Genomic DNA, 17,887 nt, shown 5'->3' with positions numbered 1-17,887 from the left:
ATCTACACCTAAATCGCAACTCAAAGCGTTACTAGTGGTCGTGGGTGGTTTCTTCATTTGAGAAACGTGCATCTCATATGTATAATGCACCTCAAAGAACCGACCTTTTTGCTTCGGTACAATCTCAATGTAGGAGATTTTTTTATTTCTCAAGTTTTTAGGCATACGTATTTTAATGGAACCGAATTTTTTTCTGAATGCAACACTCATCGGAATGATCCAATATCCGTTCTCATCCACTTTTGGTACTTGATAGATTTCAATGATTCGTTTGTCCGTTGAGCGAGAGTAATTCGGAAACTTCGGGCGACCTGTGAAGGTTTCAGGTTTTTTCTTCCACTGTTCCAACGCTTTGAAAAAGCTCTTCACTTCTGTAAATAAGGCTCTACGAATCGCTTGAACAGAGTTTGATTGCACGCCCGAGTAGTTCATATTATTTTGCATGGCAGTGTCCACTTCTTTTACAGTAGCCATCCTGTTATTGTTCAAATAACTTTGTTTCATCGTGTACAATCCAACATTTCGCAACGCTTTTGAGCTATGTGACATGCGTTGCAGTAAACGAAATTCTTTTGCAGTAAGGCAAGCTCGTCCGATATTCTGTTTCTGCGTGAATCGTTGCACTGTTTCTCTTTTCTTTTGTTTCCGTAAGACTTTCACTGCTTTCTTTCTAGCCATTGTTTTCACCACCTTTCTCAGAGAGTTCATTACAATTATTTCTTTCCTAAGATCGTGTTTTTTCTTAGGGAAGAAATAATTTTTTAACTGTTAATTACTTTTGACAAATCAATATTTAGAACGGAACAAAATGTGAACATGTTCTTCATCTTAATTCCATTTGGTTCAAGTAGACAAATGATTATGATTATCATTATCTAATTTCGTTCTCCTACGATATATTCCCTCCTTATCTAGGACAGATTATATCGTAAGACAAAAGAAACAAAATTGTTTCGTCTACCCGCTGACGGCAATTCAATTCCACCTGAATTGTTGGGCCTCACCCGTAACACAAACCAGATGGAGTCTTCTTGCCGAAAAAGATAAAGTGAAGACTAATAATCCGTGGTGGGTAATAATGAGATGAAAAATATTGCTCTTTAACAGGAGCTATAATGTTATAAAATCATTATAAAAAAGCTTAGAGCTAAGACTCTGAGCTTTTCTTCGTACTATTTGATAAATTGTTGTTCATTGTTTTGATGTTATATAGTTATTCTTTATAATATATTGATATAAGCCATGTTGCTAACAAAGAATACAAGTTGTCTCGGCAACTAGAGATATGTAGCATTGTATTTTATGTCGCTATGCAAATAGTATAAGATAGATATACATCGATTATAGTTTGAAAGTGTATTTATTATCTGTTTTTTTAGAAATCTTACAAGCGTGTAAGATAAATGAAAGATGAATCAATATGAGCTATAAAACAATTCATTTACACTTTATAGTAAGCAGTGCAAATGAAGGGAGAATATAAATGGAAATTTTACATGCAAAAAGTATTAGTAAAGTATATAAAGGAAAAGTACCTTATAAAGCATTAGTAGATATTGATTTATCAATTCAAGAAGGTGAATTTGTAGGAATTATGGGGCCTTCAGGTAGCGGAAAAACAACGTTATTAAATATGGTATCTACTATCGATTCTCCCACATCGGGAGAACTATTAATAAATGGTACAAATCCTTTCCAATTATCATCAGACAGTTTAGCTTTATTCCGTAGAAAACAATTAGGATTTGTTTTTCAATCATTTAATTTACTTAGCACACTTACAGTAAAGGAAAACATCGTATTGCCGATGACGTTAGATGGTGTTTCTATACAAGAAATGAACAAACGAGTGGAAGAAATTGCAGAAAAATTAAATATTGCAGATATATTGAGTAAAAGAACGTTTGAAATATCAGGGGGACAAGCACAAAGAACCGCAATCGCTCGTGCTATCGTGCATAAGCCGCAATTATTACTTGCAGATGAACCTACAGGGAATTTAGACTCTAAATCTTCAAATGATGTAATGGAGATGCTAGATACTCTTAACAAAGAAGAAAAAGCAACGATGATGTTAGTTACACATGATCCTTATGCAGCGAGTTTCTGCACTAGAGTTATATTTATTAAAGATGGTCAATTATATAATGAAATATATTGTGGTGAAAGCAGACAAGCCTTTTATCAAAAGATTATGGATGTCCTTTCTTTGTTAGGAGGGAAAAGGCATGACTTTTCGTCAGTTCGCATTTAACAATATTTTTCGCAATAAGCGTACTTATGCAGCTCATTTTTTAAGTAGTGCATTTTCTATTATGATTTTCTTTACGTATGCTCTTCTATTATTTCATCCTGATTTACAAGGTGAGCTAAAATCGACAAGTGCAACAATAAGTGCAATGGGTAAAATGGGATTTACAATTTCACAAGGTTTGATTTTTATATTTTCATTTTTCTTTATTTTATATTCGGTTGGTTCATTTTTAAAAACGCGTAAAAAAGAGTTTGGCATATTAATGATGCAAGGTATGTCAATGAGACAGCTAAAAAAATTATTATTGATTGAAAATATGTTAATTGGATTTGGTTCGATTTGTGTAGGCATTCTCATAGGTCTCATATTTTCCAAACTAGTTTTGTTGATAAGTGCAAGTGTATTAATGATAAGTAATGGTTTACCTTTTTATATACCAATGCAGGCTGTAATATTAACTGTCATCACGTTTCTTTTCTTATTTTTAATTGTTTCGCTAGTTACATTTAAAATGATAAAAGTAACAGAACTAGTGGAACTTATACAGGCAGAAGAAAAGCCAAAGCCTGAACCGAAAGCTTCAATTTTATTATCACTACTATCTTTAATTAGTATTGGATGTGGATATTTTTCAGTATTTCAATTTATCTCAAGTCATAGCTTTATTGCACTTGGAATGGGTGTACTACTAGTAATTATAGGAACGTACTTTTTATATACACAGTGTAGCGTTTACATATTACATCTTGCTAAAAGAAGTGAAGCTTTCTTTCTAAAGAGAACAAATATATTAACATTTTCAGAATTAATTTATCGAATGAAAGATAATGCAACAATGTTTTTTATAGTATCTATTATTTCAGCAGTTGCATTTACAGCAATTGGTACAACAGCTGCTCTTGGAAATAAAGAATTGGTAAGGATGACAAATCCGTATACATTTCTCTATGTAGGTCCTGAAAAAGACAAGATGGTGGATAAACATCTCTCAATTATAAAAAAACACCTTTCTGATGCTAATATTCCGTATCGAATGGCTGCAACGTCATTTATATATACAGAAAGTAATGTATATATAATTAAGTTAAGTGAATATAATGGACTTGCGAGAGCGCTTGGATATCAACAAGAAACAATTGAAAAAGAAGATGAAATTTTATTAATACCTGGAATGGTATCGCACAAGCAAGAATTTAAAAATGGTGATTATAAAAAGAAAATTGAAGTCATTCAAGGTGATTGGACAAAGACATTTCGTGTGAAAAAAGCTGTAGAAAATTTAGTTTTACCACATGATACTACTGGTATTTTTATTGCGGTTCAAGATCATGTGTTTGATCGTATTCCTTTTAATCCCAATCAAGATGATGTAGTTGTTCAAGATCGTACGTACGGATTTGTTGTAGATGACTGGATAAAGACGAAAGAAATTTCAAATCAATTAAATCGTATATTCAATGAAGATGCAAAAGAAGGTAATTTCTATTTTCAAGCTTTAACATTAAATTTGTTAGAAGCAAAGCAAATGAATGGATTATTACTTATGGCAAGTGTTTTAGTCGGAATAGTCTTCTTTACTTTCGCTGCTAGTTTTATCTATTTCCGATTGTATACAGATTTGGACCGTGATCAACAGCAGTATAAAATGATTTCGAAAATGGGATTAAGTAAGCGAGAACTAAAAAAAGTTGTAACGAGACAGTTATTATTAATGTTCTTCTTACCGATTATCATTGCAGTGATTCATACTGTAGTTGCATATATAGCGCTGCAACAATTAGTCGATTTTTCTATTTTAAATAGCTCTATCGTTATTTTAATTTCATTTATATGTATACAAGGTTTATATTTCTTTATAACTCGTTGGCGTTACCTGCAAAAGCTTTATAAAACTATGGAGCAATAGAGTATTTCACCTAAAAAGATTACAAAAAAGCATAGGAAAAATGAATTGAATTATGAAAGGAACTGCGATGAGAAGAACTTTAACTATTTTGATATTAACTATATTACTTTTAATAAGTTTTAGTGCATGCTCAAAAAAGGACTCCACATTTCCTGCAAACGGTGTATTAATCATTGGAGATGAAAATAATACATCATCAATTATTAATCGTTATCAGGAAATTACGAAAGAAAATGAATTGTTTTCTGTGAAAACAGGTAAATTTGGAAACGGACAGGTATTAATTTTAAATGAATCTACCGCACAAGCATTGATTAAAGCTAATGTTTTTCGTAAACGAGATAATGGATCCAATTTTATACCTATAAATACGTTACCAAAATTCTCGAAAGAGGGTTCGTTACTGTTCGCGCAAGAAGAAGAAAAGAATTTGAAAAGTATTGAATTAGAAGGAAAAGAGATTTCTTTTACATATAATAGTGACGCTTGGATAGGTAATACGCGGAAGTATCCAACGCAATGGTATGTAATTGTAGCGAAAAATAGTGTATATAAAGAAATACAAGCAAATGAAACGACAATGCAACTTCTGCATTTGAAAAAGTCTATAGGTGACGAGAAACCTAAAATGTCGACAGATAATACATTGATTAATGAAAATGTCAAAGTAAACAAACTAATTAAAGGTTTGGAAGGAGAAGTATCTTTTCAGTTTGTAACAATTGGAGAAAAATTTTAAAAAAGAGTTCGAGTTTGATAAAAAATTTATCAAACTCGAACTCTTTTTAGTTTATCGACCAATCAAATATTATACTTTACATTACTTCATTTAATCGTGTCGCACTCGTTTCTTCAATTGCATTTGAATTTTGAACCGAATTATTTTGAGCTTCTTTTTCTTTACGAACTTTTTGTAGCATTTCAAGGATGATCCATAAAGGAACACCTTTATCTTTTAACATCTTCCATAAATCCAATTCGTTAAATTTATGCTCAGGTTGTTTCATTTCTTTTTCAGATGAACGAATATCAAATTTGATTGGATCATTTAATTTTGTATCTTCAAGTTTACTAGAAGAGATATTATTGCGCTCAAGAGTAGTAGGAGTTAATTTAGTAGGTTGAGATAGTGTGTGAGTATTTAATCCGATGTGCATATCGCTTTACCTCCTTTTCATGTAATGAAGATAGTTTTTCATAATGTATAGATTGGTTTAATATGAGGAAACTATATTTAATTATAAATTCAAATAATCAGATTTACAAGTTATTATGAAGAACATAAATGTCCATTTATACTTTTTACTAATAAAATGTTGGTGTAGTAAATATCATTAGAGTAATTGTAGCGAAACTATGACGGTTATCGAAATAAATATAATATAAAGCGCTCTCGATGGAATTCGAGGGTGCTTTATATTATATTGAAAGAGGGATTTGGTAGAAAAATATGGGGGGATATTATGAAAATTCAAGTTGTATTATCAGGATATGGAACAGTAGGAAGAGAGTTTATCAAATTACTAAATGAAAAACATTTATCTATAAATGAGACATATGGAATCAATTTAGTGGTAAGCGGTGTATTAGGTAGAAATGTTGCAATACATAATGAAGAAGGTTTATCTATTCATCACTTATTAAAGTGTGGCAGTGGTACTGCTGCAATTGAAAAATATTTAGAACATTATCCGAAAGAACGTGCAACAAATAGCATAAGTGGTACTGTATTGGTAGAATCAACAGTTACAAACCTTAAAAGTGGAAATCCAGGGAAACAATATATGGAGCAAGCGATTGAGAAACAGATGGATATAGTTGCAATTTCAAAAGGTGCACTCGTTACAAACTGGAGAGAAATAAATGAAGCAGCAAAGCAGGCGAATGTACGAATTCGATATAGCGGTGCAACTGCGGCTGCACTACCAACATTAGATATTGGGCAATTCAGTTTAGCTGGTTGTAGTATTGAGAAAATAGAGGGGATATTAAACGGGACAACTAATTATATTCTTTCAAAAATGTATGAATTAGATATGAAATTTGAAGAAGCTTTACAAGAAGCACAAAATAAAGGGATTGCTGAGACAGACCCAATATTAGATGTGAGTGGTTCAGATAGTGCGTGTAAATTGCTACTTTTAACAAACAGTTTAATGGGAGTAGAGAATACACTTACAGATATTCATATAAAAGGAATCGAGCACGTTACAAGAGAACAAATTCGAAATGCTAAGGAACAACATAAAATTGTTAAATTAATAGCATCAGCTTATAAGGATGAAAAAGGTAATGTGAATCTAAATGTTGAACCATACGAAATAGCGAAAGATCACCCGCTAGCAAAAATAAATGGGACAGAAAAAGGAATTACGTTCTTTACAGATACGATGGGACAAATTACTACAATTGGTGGTGCTTCTAATCCGCGCGGGGCTGCAGCAGCTGCTTTAAAAGATGTAATTAACTTATACCGAAAGGATTTGTCCTGCAATTTGTGAGCAGTAAAACTCCCATCTCAAAATTCGACTGGAGCAGAGAAGTTAGGCGGGAGTCGGGTTGCCCGTAAACACGCGATTAGTTGAACTTTATAAGACCGTACCGCCCATTATAGAAAATACATATGTAGTGGACCTTTTGAGAATGAAATAAATATGCAAAAATGATTGCAGGGGGTAAGAAATTGTTTAAAGATTTTAAAGTCGTCAAAGATCGACCCGTTTATATACAGCTGAAAGATTATTTGAAAAAGATGATTATGAAAGGGCATTTGTTAGGAGATCAAAAAATCCCATCAACAAGGGAATTGAGTGAATTATTAACTGTGAGTAGAAACACTGTACTCGCTGCTTATGCGGATTTAGAACAAGAAGGCCTCATTTATGCAGTTAAAGGAAAAGGGAATTTTGTTGCAAAAGTTGATATATCTAACAATTTGGCTGTTGAAATAGATTGGAAAAATAAACTTAATACAGTTACCACATTAGCGGATGAATTAGATTTAATGAAACATGGTGTTCGCTGGGAAAAAGGAATGATTGTTTTTAATAGTATAGCACCGGATGAAAAGCTATTTGATGTTGAAAATTTCAAAAGAGCTTTTCTTACTCGTATGTCCATTGAAGGGGATATCGTATTGAATTACGGATATGCAAAAGGTTATCGACCTTTAATGAATTATTTACTTCATTATATGGAAATGAAAGGTGTAGATATTTCGAACAAAGATATTTTAATTACAAATGGATTTACAGAAGGATTAGATATTGTACTCTCTTCTTTATCAAAGAAATCAGGGCGTGTTATTTGTGAGAATCCAACTCACCATGCTGCACTGAAGCTTTTTCGCTTGCATGGACTTGAAGTTCATGGGATTGATATGAATGATGATGGTATTGATACACATGAAGTAGAAAAAAGTTTACGTGAAATGGATTTTGATTTTGCGTATTTAATTCCTTCTTATCATAATCCGACTGGCATTGTTACGAGTTCGGAGAAAAGAACGGAACTAATGAGATTATTTTCAAAATATAAGATTCCTATTATAGAAGATGGATTTAATGAAGAATTACGTTATTCAGGTTCACATTTAGCACCATTATTAACTTTTGCTGGAGCTGGTAATAACGTCATTTATATTAGTAGCTTTTCAAAGGTACTTTTTCCAGGGTTACGTGTAGGTTGGATTATAGCAGACAAAGAACTGATTCATTATTTAGAAAGTGTAAAAAGGGCAAGAACGATTCACACATCTACTTTAGATCAAGCTGTTCTTTTTCAATATTTACATGAAGGATATTTTGAGAAATATTTAAAAAAGGCAAGATCTGTTTATAAGAAAAAATATGAGTTAGCTGTTGGAGCATGCAATCAGTACATTCCGTTTAAAAGAATGACTGGAGACGGTGGACTTCATTTATTTATAGAACTAGAAGAGCATATTAATGCCCGAACACTTTTACAAAAGTGTTTTGAGAAAGGAGTTACGTTTTCTCCGGGAGATGTTTTTTATTCTGACGGAGGAGGAGCAAACACTTTCCGATTAGGATTTTCACGTTTGAAAGAAAAGGAAATAGTTAGCGGGATTCAAATAATTGGTGATACATTAAAAAATGAAACTTGGAGTTGAGAAGATGAGAATTGGCGTTATTATGGGAGGAGTATCCTCTGAAAAACAAGTATCAATTATGACTGGAAATGAAATGATTGCACATTTAGATAAAAGTAAGTATGAAATCGTTCCAATTACGTTAAATGAAAAAATGGATTTAATTGAAAAAGCGAAAGACATTGATTTTGCGCTGCTCGCATTACACGGAAAATACGGAGAAGATGGTACGGTTCAAGGGACGCTTGAGAGTTTAGGTATTCCTTATAGCGGTAGCAATATGTTATCTAGCGGTATATGTATGGACAAAAATCTTTCAAAAAAGATTTTACGTTATGAAGGAATAGAAACGCCAGATTGGATTGAACTTACAAAAATGGAGGATCTAAACCTTGAAGAGTTAGAGAAGTTAGGGTTTCCGTTAGTGGTAAAACCTAACTCTGGTGGTTCGAGTGTTGGCGTGAAAATCGTCTATAATAAAAATGAATTAATTTCAATGCTGGAAACTGTATTTGAATGGGATTCAGAAGTAGTAATTGAGAAGTATATAAAGGGCGAAGAGATTACATGTTCCATTTTTGATGGGAAACAGTTACCTATCATCTCGATTCGACATGCAGCGGAGTTCTTTGATTACAATGCAAAATATGATGATACGAGTACAATTGAAGAAGTTATTGAACTTCCAGGTGAAATTAAGGAACGTGTAAATAAAGCTTCACTGGCTTGCTATAAAGCATTAAAATGTAGTGTTTATGCAAGGGTTGATATGATGGTGAAGGATGGAATTCCATATGTAATGGAGGTTAATACATTACCAGGGATGACACAATCAAGTTTATTACCGAAAAGTGCAGATGCGGCGGGCATTAATTATAGTAAACTATTAGATATGATAATTGAAACATCGTTAAAAGTTAGAAAAGAAGAAGGATTTTAAGATAATTGTACAATTAAAACTTTTGATAGTTCCACGAAGTATGCTATGATAATTACAATACGATAATTAAATATTTATCCACTAGGGGGGCCTTTTATAGGCTGAGATCAAATGAAATTTTGAGACTCTTAGTACCTGATCTGGTTAATGCCAGCGTAGGGAAGTGGGGAAGACAAGATATTTTATGCATAAATTAATATCGTCTATTTCACTTTCTTTACGCCTGTAAAGAAAGTTTTTTTATTTTACAGCTTTAATAAATGGGATAAATATTTGTGTTCTATAAATTACCTGGAGGGATTTAAATGACTTTTTCACAATTATTACGCAAAGAAGTAGATTCAATTTGGGAAGCTAGTTTTAATCATCCTTTTGTAAAAAAACTTGGAGAGGGAACGTTAGATTTAGCTAGTTTTCGCTATTATGTGCTTCAAGATTCATATTATTTGAGTCATTTTGCTAGAGTACAAACGTTAGGAGCTGCAAAAGCTCTTGAATTAGAAACGACTGCCCGTATGGCGCACCATGCTCAAAATACGTATGAGGCGGAATTATCCTTACATGAGAATTTTGCCAAAAAGCTAGGGATTACAAAAGAAGAAAAAAATCATTTTATCCCTGCGCCAACTGCATATGCGTATACTTCACATATGTATCGAGCTGCGTATGAGGGGCATTTAGGGGATATTATTGCAGCAATTTTACCGTGTTATTGGTTGTATTATGAGATTGGCGAACGTTTAAAAGTATGTCAACCTGAAGAGCCAATTTATCAAGAATGGATTTCTGCGTATGGATCTGATTGGTTCCGCACGTTAGTTGAGGAACAGATCGCTCGGTTAGATGCAATAGCGGAGACAGTAACAGAGGCAGATCGTAATCGTATGAAACAGCATTTTATTATCAGTAGTCAATATGAATATTCATTTTGGGAAATGGCTTATACTTTAGAGAAGTGGCCAGTGGATACAGACGTAAAAGATGTAATTGGATAAAGAGTAGAGGTATTGCTATACATAGGTATAGACAATACCTTTTTTTATAGTTTTTTGATAATCAAGACAAATGAAGAAAGGAAGTAAGAATTATATGAGGAAATTACGGTTATTAACATTTGAAAATATATAAATGAAAGTGTGTCATTTATATATTTTATTGTTTCCTTCCCCCGCAAAATGATGGGGCTTTTTTAATTCTATTAAAAATAGTAAAAGCTCGTCCAAACTTTTTAAATCTATCTTACATAATATATAGTAATAAATTTGAAAGGAGATGTTAGTATGTCCTATTCTTATGGTGAAGATTGTAAAGGTTACAAAAAGAAATATCATGATTGTCATAAAAGTAGTAAGTGTTATGACAAATATGATGGATATTATGAAAAATGTGATAAAAAGCATGAGGAAAATCCTTGGGTTCATGTGAAAGTGGATTGTTGTGATGATAAAGGGGAAAAGCTTGTAAGAGCGTCTGCTTTTAGAGCTATAAAAACAGAAATCCAAAATGTTCCAGCTGATACTTTCGTTAAGGTATTATTCCAAAATGAACAATTTGATTTAGCGAATGAGTATAATCCAGCTACATCAATTTTTATTCCAAAGACAAGAGGCGTTTATTCTGTTATTGGAACGATTGCTTTTATTCCGAATAACATAAACGTAAATTATAGAGCGCGGGTAGAAATTCGTGTTAATGGAAATCCAGCAATTGCAATAGATAATGACTTTTTTGGTCCAATAAACTTTGCCAACGTCGTTGCTGTTTCATCAATCATTCAGTTAAATGCAGGGGATTTAGTGGAGATTTTTGCACAAAGTAGCGTAGCTGGAGTTATTTCTAATGTAGAAAACAGTACGCATTTTGAAGCTGCAAGATTTCCGTCTCCCAAAGCATAAGTGATATGAAATTTCATCAGTAATTTTTTCTAAGGACATTCCCTAATTTATATTTGACCTGCATTTATGCAGGTCTTTTTTTCGAGAAAAAGGGGACATTTCCGGGGATTTCTCAAAATAGAATCAATATTACGCTATAGCTATACAGTTCTTTGAAAAAGAGTAAAGTGTGGATAACGTATCTATGCGCTCGTAATCGATGATCGTAGCCCTTTTATCAAAACGTTAATCTGTCGGGATGGACGGAGAATCCAAAGGACGAAAAGACCATCCCATTTAGAGACAGTCTTTTTAGTTATTATAATCTAGCATTTATCAGTTCCAAAGACATGTTCTTTGCCTTTAAATTGGCACTGAAAAACTTACCAATGTTTCCTTTTACAATGACAACAAATAAAGAAACATTTACAATGACACTTATTTTTCTTAAATTTCCAGTCATCATCACAATGGTGTTTTTCTTTAGATTTCCACCAGTCATCATCACAATGGTGTTTTTCTTTAGATTTCCACCAGTCATCATCACAATGGTGTTTTTCTTTAGATTTCCACCAGTCATCATCACAATGATGCTCTTCTTTAGATTTCCACCAGTCATCACAACAATGTTTTTTCTTAGAACTCCAACAATCATTATTCCAGGACATTCTTTTATACCTCCCTTCAATTAGGGGTCATATTATTCTATGTTTTAGTAAAAAAACTGCTTGTTTATTAACCTATTAGTATATGCTTAAATGATAGAGTGCTTTCTATTAGATATAGAATGTATAAAAAACTATGCTATTTTTTATTTTTTGTAAAAATATTGTAAATAACAAATATAATACACTTATATATTATATAATCAAAATATATAATCATAGTGATGTTAGAGGTGATGTAAATGATAATTACTTTAAACTTTTAAAAGAGTGGTTTTAATTACGTATTATTTTAATAAAATGTTTTTATTTTTCTTTAAAATACTTGGTTTAAATTGATTAGATGAAGTAAGCGCTTTCTAGTTTTGATGATCAAGCCAAATAAAGAAAGGAAGTAATTATTTTATGGAAAAATTAAGGGTATTAACATTTGAAAATATAGTAGCTCCCCTTTTAAACGAAAGTGTATCATTTATATATTTTCCTATTGAATGGCTGGACATTGTAGAAATACATTATAAGACGTTTTTATTAACGAGTAAGTTGAAAAGATTGAATGAAAGATTGTATGATATGTTTTCTGATATATTGTTTATTCAGCATAATCCGTATGTATTAAATGAAAATACACCATGGATTGTATCGAAAGAACCTATTAGACAAGAACAACTTGATTATATTTTCCAAAGTTGGTATGAGATTATTCATGATTGGAAACCTAATAAATTAATAGAACCGCCAAAATATGAATGGCATTACGATTTGGTTTCTAATTTATCAGTATTACATGATAATGAAATATATTCTAAGTGGGTGCCCGCTTTAATTTCACATATTTTTTGTGAACGTCCAGTACAATTGGAAGATAAAATTGAAGAGGAAATCTATTTTTCACCACTACGATCACAAAATATTTGTGAGGCTATGTCAGAACCAATTAAAGATGAAAGCACACAAGATTATTTCGCTTATGTATATCGGTTTGAATGTATTACTCGTGCAGGAGAGAATATCCCATTATTAAATGTTTCCGTAGGCATTCGAAGATTCTATCAAGAATATAATCATCCAGATATCCCTTTACTGTTGAGAAGAAAACGGGGCATGATATTAATTTCTACTCCAGAGTTTGCAGCAAATAATAAAAAATTAAAGTTTATAAAACTAAAAGTACAACAAGCTACAAAAGGTATGAAGTGGATTAAAATATTTAGAAATTTAAAAGATGATTTTCATATAGGTGGAGAGGTTAATTTAGATCATATTCTCCAATATCCGAAAGATTATCTAATAGGTACAAATATAAGGGTGTTATTTCCGTACAATGAAAGAATATATAAAGTACAAGGTACTAAAATAAAACTTGGTATAAAAGTAACAGAGAAAGAGTATTTATTTAAAGAATTTCAGCAGAAATTCTCTTGTTTTGCCTTACTCCCAGAATGTAAAAAGGTAGTAACAAATACTGAGAATGAATTCTTTCCTTTATTTACACCAAAAGGATTAGAGACGATAACGCTGGAAATATGGTCTGAAAAAATATCGATGGAAATAGAACAAGTATTATTTGAAAGTGAAATTGTTTTAGCTCAAATTGGTGAGTCATCCTATTTACTGAATGCAGATTCTCCAGTATTACTTAAGATAGTGAGATTTAATATTGAAAAGGTATTACAAAATCCATATAAAATGCAGTATTGCCAGAAATATAAATCCAACCTTGTCGATGATGTTGTGAAAGCTGTTTATGAAACTGCAGGAGAGCGGTCTGATGCGACATTAGCATTAATTGCAATAAAAAATTGTGATGGGCGCGAAAAAATTAATCCAAAACAAATCATTAGAGAAGGTTTTGCGCGGACAAATCGCATTTCAACATTTATTGATTTATTTATTGGTCAAAGTGTATCTCATAAAACAATTGTAAATAGTATTTTTAGCTTATTAGAACAGAGAGGGTTTTTGAAGCGTAGTTGGAATAAGATAAATTTACCTTGCACATACGTCATGTTATCAATTGAACGAATCTCGAAATTTGATTTCTTACCTATTTTTTCAAAGATAAAAGGAAAAGAAATTTTATATAAATTATATGGGGATACAGATTGGTATACGATTGATCGCTTATTATTAAATTTAAGTAATCATAATGCATTTTTACCGCAACCTTCAAAAAGAAATGATATGGGGGTTCTTTTTAAACAATTTGTTTCCGAAACTTTAATAGAAATTGTACATCATGCAAAAGAGCAGAATGAACAGGTGTATTACATTGTAGATGCGAATATGAGAAAATATTGGATACAAGGGTTACAAAATAAAAAAATTCATATAGATAGTTTACCTGAGATTGTTCCTAATGTGCTAAAGGTTCCAAATTTAAATATTATTAGAATCAATACAGATTTTGATGTACCAACCTACGGTGCGATAGAACGTGATGAGGTTACGGATAGTACCGGTTTATATGTAGATCGAAAAGGTATGTATTATAGCGCTGGAGAGTATGCGTTTAATTATAGTGAAACCTTGCATCGATATATAATTGAAATTCTACCATTAGGTGTAAAACATCTAGAAAGGGAACAAATCGTAAAAATGATTCATTACATGTGTTGTAATTCTAGTATGCTCTTGGAAAAGAATGTACATATGACGTATTCCATGCATATGTTTAAAGTGATCAAAAGTTACATTACAGATATAGATACAAGAGAGTTTAAAGAGTTTGAAGATGAATTAGATGTAGATATAATAAATATAGAAAAGAAAGATTCTGTAATTTTACTATAAATAAAGTTAACAAATCCTGTTCGTTGTACCGATCAGGATTTGTCATTTTTTCATGTAAATAATGCTATCCTTTGTCATGTATCGCTTCTTTTAAGTATTTACTTTATTAACATACAGGATTAAGATGTTTTTTAGAAATACAAAAACTATATCATATGGAAAAACGAGTTTTATTAATTTGAAAAATTGAAAGGAATGGGGAATTGTGAAGAAATTAGATGTGCTATTAATGCTACTAAGCGGCCTCTTTCCAATTGCAGGAATTATAAAGCAAATCCCACTAGAACAATCTTTATATATTGGAGGACTATTATTTTTTACTAGTTTCGGTAGTTATTTTGCGAAAAAGATATATTCACGTATATGTAGCTGGATAGCATATGCACCATTTATAACACTACTGCTAATCATTTGGAACCAGGATATATCAACAAGTTCAATAATTTCGAATGCAAAAATTGCCGCGTGTATCGCGTTAATACCGTGTTTATTCCGTTTTCGTACATATGGGCTTACTTTGGGCTTATTCTCATTATGGGGCGCTTTACTATGGGATATAAAAGAAGTACAGTCTTTAGTTATACTTGAACGAATGACGAGCTTAATGACAAGTCAGTATGTATATCTTCTATTTTTAATTGGAGGTCTTATCTTAGGGGGATTACTTGCGATGTTAATACACCGCAAAGAGAACAATAATAAAGAGAATACAAATCTATTTCAGCAAAAAAAGAAACGCAAAAGGCTATCATTTAAGGTCCGTCTTCCAAGATTACCAAAATTAAAAATGAAATTATTTAAGTTGGGGAGAAAGACGTCTAAACGTAAAAATCAAGAAAGAGTTCATAAGCGTAATTACGAAGAACCAGCTGCAACGTATGAAATGAAAGAGGACATAGATCAATACAAAGAAGATACTGTTCAAGGACAAACAAGGATGGAACGTAGAAGGAATAGGTATAATGCGTAATGAAATTTAGTAACCCTTTAATGATTTATCGTTAAATAGATAAATTATTAAGGGTTTTTTTGCGTAATGAAATATAGGTTGCGAATGAAGGCCTCATAATATATGTTAAAGATGGGAACTGAAATAAAATAAATGGAGGACAAAATGCTTATTATTACATTTATCTCTGTTTGTATATTATTCTTAGTTAGCTTTTTGCATATTTATTGGGCTTTCGGAGGTACGTGGGGAACAAATAGTGTTATTCCAACTATATCGGGAGAAAAAGCGTTTACACCTCATACAGGAATTACACTGGTCATTGCGTTGTTATTAAGTATAGCAGCAATAATTTTATTACAACAAACAAATATTGTTCACATTGCAGTTCCTAATGTTATTGTTCAAGCCGGTTCCTGGATTTGTATGATTGTTTTTTTCATAAGGGTAATTGGTGAGTTTAATTATTTTGGTATCTTTAAACGAAAAAAAGATACCAAGTTTGCTAGAATGGATACAAATTTATATATTCCACTTTGTTTGTTTTTATCTTTTACATTTTTATTAGTAATCATAAAGTGAAGTTAAATACGACGCATAATTATATAATACGCAGAAAAAATTGTAATCACATGAGGGCATCCGATATTGAAGATGCTCTTTTTTGTTTGTAAAACATGTCGAATCAACATAATAAATAGCAATATACCAATTACACTGAAAGAAACAAAAGGTATTTGTACAGAAGAAAAGGATATGAGCAATCATTTTGAGGCAGTGTAAGTTTCTAATAAGCATCTAATTAAAAAAGGATTGAACGTAAAAGAATCATGTTTAATCATAAAGTACTATCATCTTTAATTTTAAATTTATCTTTAATATTGATAAATAAAATGAATAAGATTACAGCACATATTAAGTTAGATAAGTAGAAATCTTGGTGGTACAGTAATTCAAAAGTAACGTCGAAAATGTAAAATAAACTAATTGTAGGGAGTATACATATGAAAAGATATCGCCAGTTTTTTAAAAGGTATTTGTAATTAATTAGTTTTTTCATTATGGAAATTGCTCCTATGTTTTGTTTTATATAATTATACATACAAATAAAAGGATTTATAAAGTATTTTCTTCATAAAAATAAAATACTCTATAAATAATTTGTAATTGAAAAAATACAGCAAATTTTACACACTAATACTAAAGATAAAACTTTTAAATATTTGCAATGAAATGATACACTATAGTCTATGTTACTTTTGAAATGAATAGAGGGATTTACATGATAGATAAAATTAAAAATGTTGTAGAAGATATGTACGAAGATGAAGCAAAACATTTACTTCAAAGTCTTCTAATTCAGTTGAATTTATTAGAAGAAAACTATAGTGAAGATATAATTAAAAATTTGATGGATATTCCCAAGCAACTAACGAGCAATACATCTTATAACAGGAATGTAAAAGAAAGCTCACACATACATATTACTTTTGACGATTCAACAGCTGGATGCTTAAAACATATGCTGGGTCAAGAAGAACGGTTGGAAGAGATGGTTGTCACTTTTTCGGAATTCTTTTCAATTGGCCCGATATATAAGATACATATGAATGAGGGGCAACTAGCAAGACAGAAATGGTTAGTAAACAACTTAACCGCTTATGATAATTATTTTGAAGATGAATATTTGCGAAGATTTATGGAAACTTTAGAAGATCTTCATTCAATCCCAAATGAAACACCAATTACCATTTGGAAGGCCGATAATGCACATGAACATGTAGGTCTGTGTTTTGTAATAGCGCAATTAAAAGATAAGAAAAATATTAGAATTATTAATACATCTGAAGCAAGTAGAATAATATTAAAACAAGATTATGCTATTCGTGGAACAGGGGAATTATCGCCTGAAAGTTTATCCGCTGTCCTAAGAAATTGTGTGGATTCACCATACTTAACTATAGAGAGCAGAGTAAACTTTGAAAATGAGTGGGATAGATTATCGAATAGTACGGAATTTTTAAGAGTTTGGAAAGAAAGTGACGTGCATTCTGTACAAGAAGATTTTTTTGATCAATTTATTATTGAATGCGCGAAAAGTGTAGGTGCTGATCGAGAATTCCTAAAAGCACCTAGAGTTATCGGTGAGGCACTTGGTCTTGTAGAGCAGTTAGTTGGCGATACGTTTTTAGAATATCGTTTAAAGCAATTAATTAAACAAGAAGTGTTTGAATTTGTAGGTTCATTAGAAGAAATGCGCTTTTATAGTGTGAAGTTGAAATAGCGATTAAACTAAAAATCCATTCCAATTCTCTTAAAGAGTTAGAATGGATTTTTTTGTGAAATAAAACAGAAGTTTTTCCTAAATGGAAGTTTCATATAAAAAGAAAGCTCA

Annotated in this window: 16 protein-coding genes and 1 riboswitch; of the genes, 12 read left to right on the top strand and 4 right to left on the bottom strand. The window is 31.5% G+C overall.

The window, feature by feature from the left end:
* The coding region (locus BAQ48_RS17625; protein WP_278248818.1) for a transposase at positions 1-678 on the bottom strand (678 nt) is incomplete at its 3' end.
* Positions 679-1,483: 805 nt separating this feature from the next.
* Here BAQ48_RS17625 and BAQ48_RS17620 point away from each other — a divergent pair.
* The 3 genes from BAQ48_RS17620 to BAQ48_RS17610 all read left to right on the top strand — a co-directional run bounded on the left by BAQ48_RS17620 (position 1,484) and on the right by BAQ48_RS17610 (position 4,899).
* Positions 1,484-2,254, top strand: a complete 771-nt coding sequence (locus tag BAQ48_RS17620; protein ID WP_071712141.1) for an ABC transporter ATP-binding protein — start codon at positions 1,484-1,486, stop codon at positions 2,252-2,254.
* Positions 2,229-4,160, top strand: coding sequence for an FtsX-like permease family protein (locus BAQ48_RS17615; RefSeq protein ID WP_071712140.1), 1,932 nt, complete (start codon positions 2,229-2,231; stop codon positions 4,158-4,160). Before BAQ48_RS17620 ends, BAQ48_RS17615 begins: the two co-directional genes overlap by 26 nt.
* Positions 4,161-4,227: 67 nt before the next feature.
* Positions 4,228-4,899 (top strand): lipoprotein BA_5634 family protein, encoded by a 672-nt coding sequence (locus tag BAQ48_RS17610; RefSeq protein WP_071712153.1) that lies wholly within the window; start codon positions 4,228-4,230, stop codon positions 4,897-4,899.
* Between the two features lie 76 nt (positions 4,900-4,975).
* On the opposite strand, the gene BAQ48_RS17605 is transcribed toward BAQ48_RS17610, so the two are convergent.
* On the bottom strand, positions 4,976-5,317 hold the full coding sequence (locus BAQ48_RS17605) for a DUF3914 domain-containing protein (protein ID WP_071712139.1): 342 nt from the start codon (positions 5,315-5,317) through the stop codon (positions 4,976-4,978).
* Between the two features lie 306 nt (positions 5,318-5,623).
* Here BAQ48_RS17605 and BAQ48_RS17600 point away from each other — a divergent pair, with 306 nt between their 5' ends.
* The 5 genes from BAQ48_RS17600 (at position 5,624) to BAQ48_RS17580 (ending at position 11,106) form a co-directional block, all read left to right on the top strand.
* Complete coding sequence (locus BAQ48_RS17600) at positions 5,624-6,661, top strand: homoserine dehydrogenase (protein WP_071712138.1); 1,038 nt, start codon at positions 5,624-5,626, stop codon at positions 6,659-6,661.
* 182 nt (positions 6,662-6,843) lie between these two features.
* A complete protein-coding gene (pdxR, locus tag BAQ48_RS17595) occupies positions 6,844-8,292 on the top strand; it encodes a MocR-like pyridoxine biosynthesis transcription factor PdxR (RefSeq protein ID WP_071712137.1) in 1,449 nt (482 codons plus the stop codon).
* Between the two features lie 4 nt (positions 8,293-8,296).
* The gene (ddlB, locus tag BAQ48_RS17590; RefSeq protein ID WP_071712152.1) at positions 8,297-9,211 is read left to right on the top strand and encodes a D-alanine--D-alanine ligase; all 915 of its coding nucleotides are present in this window, start codon (positions 8,297-8,299) and stop codon (positions 9,209-9,211) included.
* Between the two features lie 73 nt (positions 9,212-9,284).
* A riboswitch (TPP riboswitch) is annotated at positions 9,285-9,390 on the top strand.
* A 126-nt stretch (positions 9,391-9,516) separates the two neighbouring features.
* Entirely contained in the window at positions 9,517-10,206 is a 690-nt protein-coding gene (gene tenA / locus BAQ48_RS17585) for a thiaminase II (RefSeq protein WP_071712136.1), read from the top strand.
* Between the two features lie 285 nt (positions 10,207-10,491).
* The gene (locus tag BAQ48_RS17580) at positions 10,492-11,106 is read left to right on the top strand and encodes a complement C1q domain-containing protein (protein ID WP_071712135.1); all 615 of its coding nucleotides are present in this window, start codon (positions 10,492-10,494) and stop codon (positions 11,104-11,106) included.
* Between the two features lie 298 nt (positions 11,107-11,404).
* On the opposite strand, the gene BAQ48_RS17575 is transcribed toward BAQ48_RS17580, so the two are convergent.
* Positions 11,405-11,740 carry a hypothetical protein gene (locus BAQ48_RS17575; protein ID WP_207544842.1) on the bottom strand — a complete coding sequence of 112 codons (336 nt, stop codon included), beginning with the start codon at positions 11,738-11,740 and terminating at the stop codon, positions 11,405-11,407.
* A 415-nt stretch (positions 11,741-12,155) separates the two neighbouring features.
* Here BAQ48_RS17575 and BAQ48_RS17570 point away from each other — a divergent pair, with 415 nt between their 5' ends.
* The 3 genes from BAQ48_RS17570 to BAQ48_RS17560 all read left to right on the top strand — a co-directional run bounded on the left by BAQ48_RS17570 (position 12,156) and on the right by BAQ48_RS17560 (position 16,074).
* Positions 12,156-14,543 carry an RNaseH domain-containing protein gene (locus BAQ48_RS17570; protein ID WP_071712133.1) on the top strand — a complete coding sequence of 796 codons (2,388 nt, stop codon included), beginning with the start codon at positions 12,156-12,158 and terminating at the stop codon, positions 14,541-14,543.
* 205 nt (positions 14,544-14,748) lie between these two features.
* Positions 14,749-15,513 carry a DUF3959 family protein gene (locus BAQ48_RS17565; protein WP_071712132.1) on the top strand — a complete coding sequence of 255 codons (765 nt, stop codon included), beginning with the start codon at positions 14,749-14,751 and terminating at the stop codon, positions 15,511-15,513.
* Between the two features lie 144 nt (positions 15,514-15,657).
* Positions 15,658-16,074 (top strand): DUF3995 domain-containing protein, encoded by a 417-nt coding sequence (locus BAQ48_RS17560; RefSeq protein ID WP_071712131.1) that lies wholly within the window; start codon positions 15,658-15,660, stop codon positions 16,072-16,074.
* A gap of 256 nt (positions 16,075-16,330) precedes the next feature.
* On the opposite strand, the gene BAQ48_RS17555 is transcribed toward BAQ48_RS17560, so the two are convergent.
* Positions 16,331-16,555 carry a hypothetical protein gene (locus tag BAQ48_RS17555; RefSeq protein ID WP_071712151.1) on the bottom strand — a complete coding sequence of 75 codons (225 nt, stop codon included), beginning with the start codon at positions 16,553-16,555 and terminating at the stop codon, positions 16,331-16,333.
* 219 nt (positions 16,556-16,774) lie between these two features.
* On the opposite strand from BAQ48_RS17555, the gene BAQ48_RS17550 reads away from it, so the two are divergent.
* Positions 16,775-17,776, top strand: coding sequence for a DUF1835 domain-containing protein (locus BAQ48_RS17550; RefSeq protein ID WP_071712130.1), 1,002 nt, complete (start codon positions 16,775-16,777; stop codon positions 17,774-17,776).
* Positions 17,777-17,887: the final 111 nt, after the last annotated feature.

Source organism: Bacillus luti, from assembly GCF_001884105.1.
GTDB classification, from domain to species: Bacteria; Bacillota; Bacilli; order Bacillales; family Bacillaceae_G; genus Bacillus_A; species Bacillus_A luti.
This window is presented reverse-complemented; position numbering and strand designations above follow the sequence as displayed.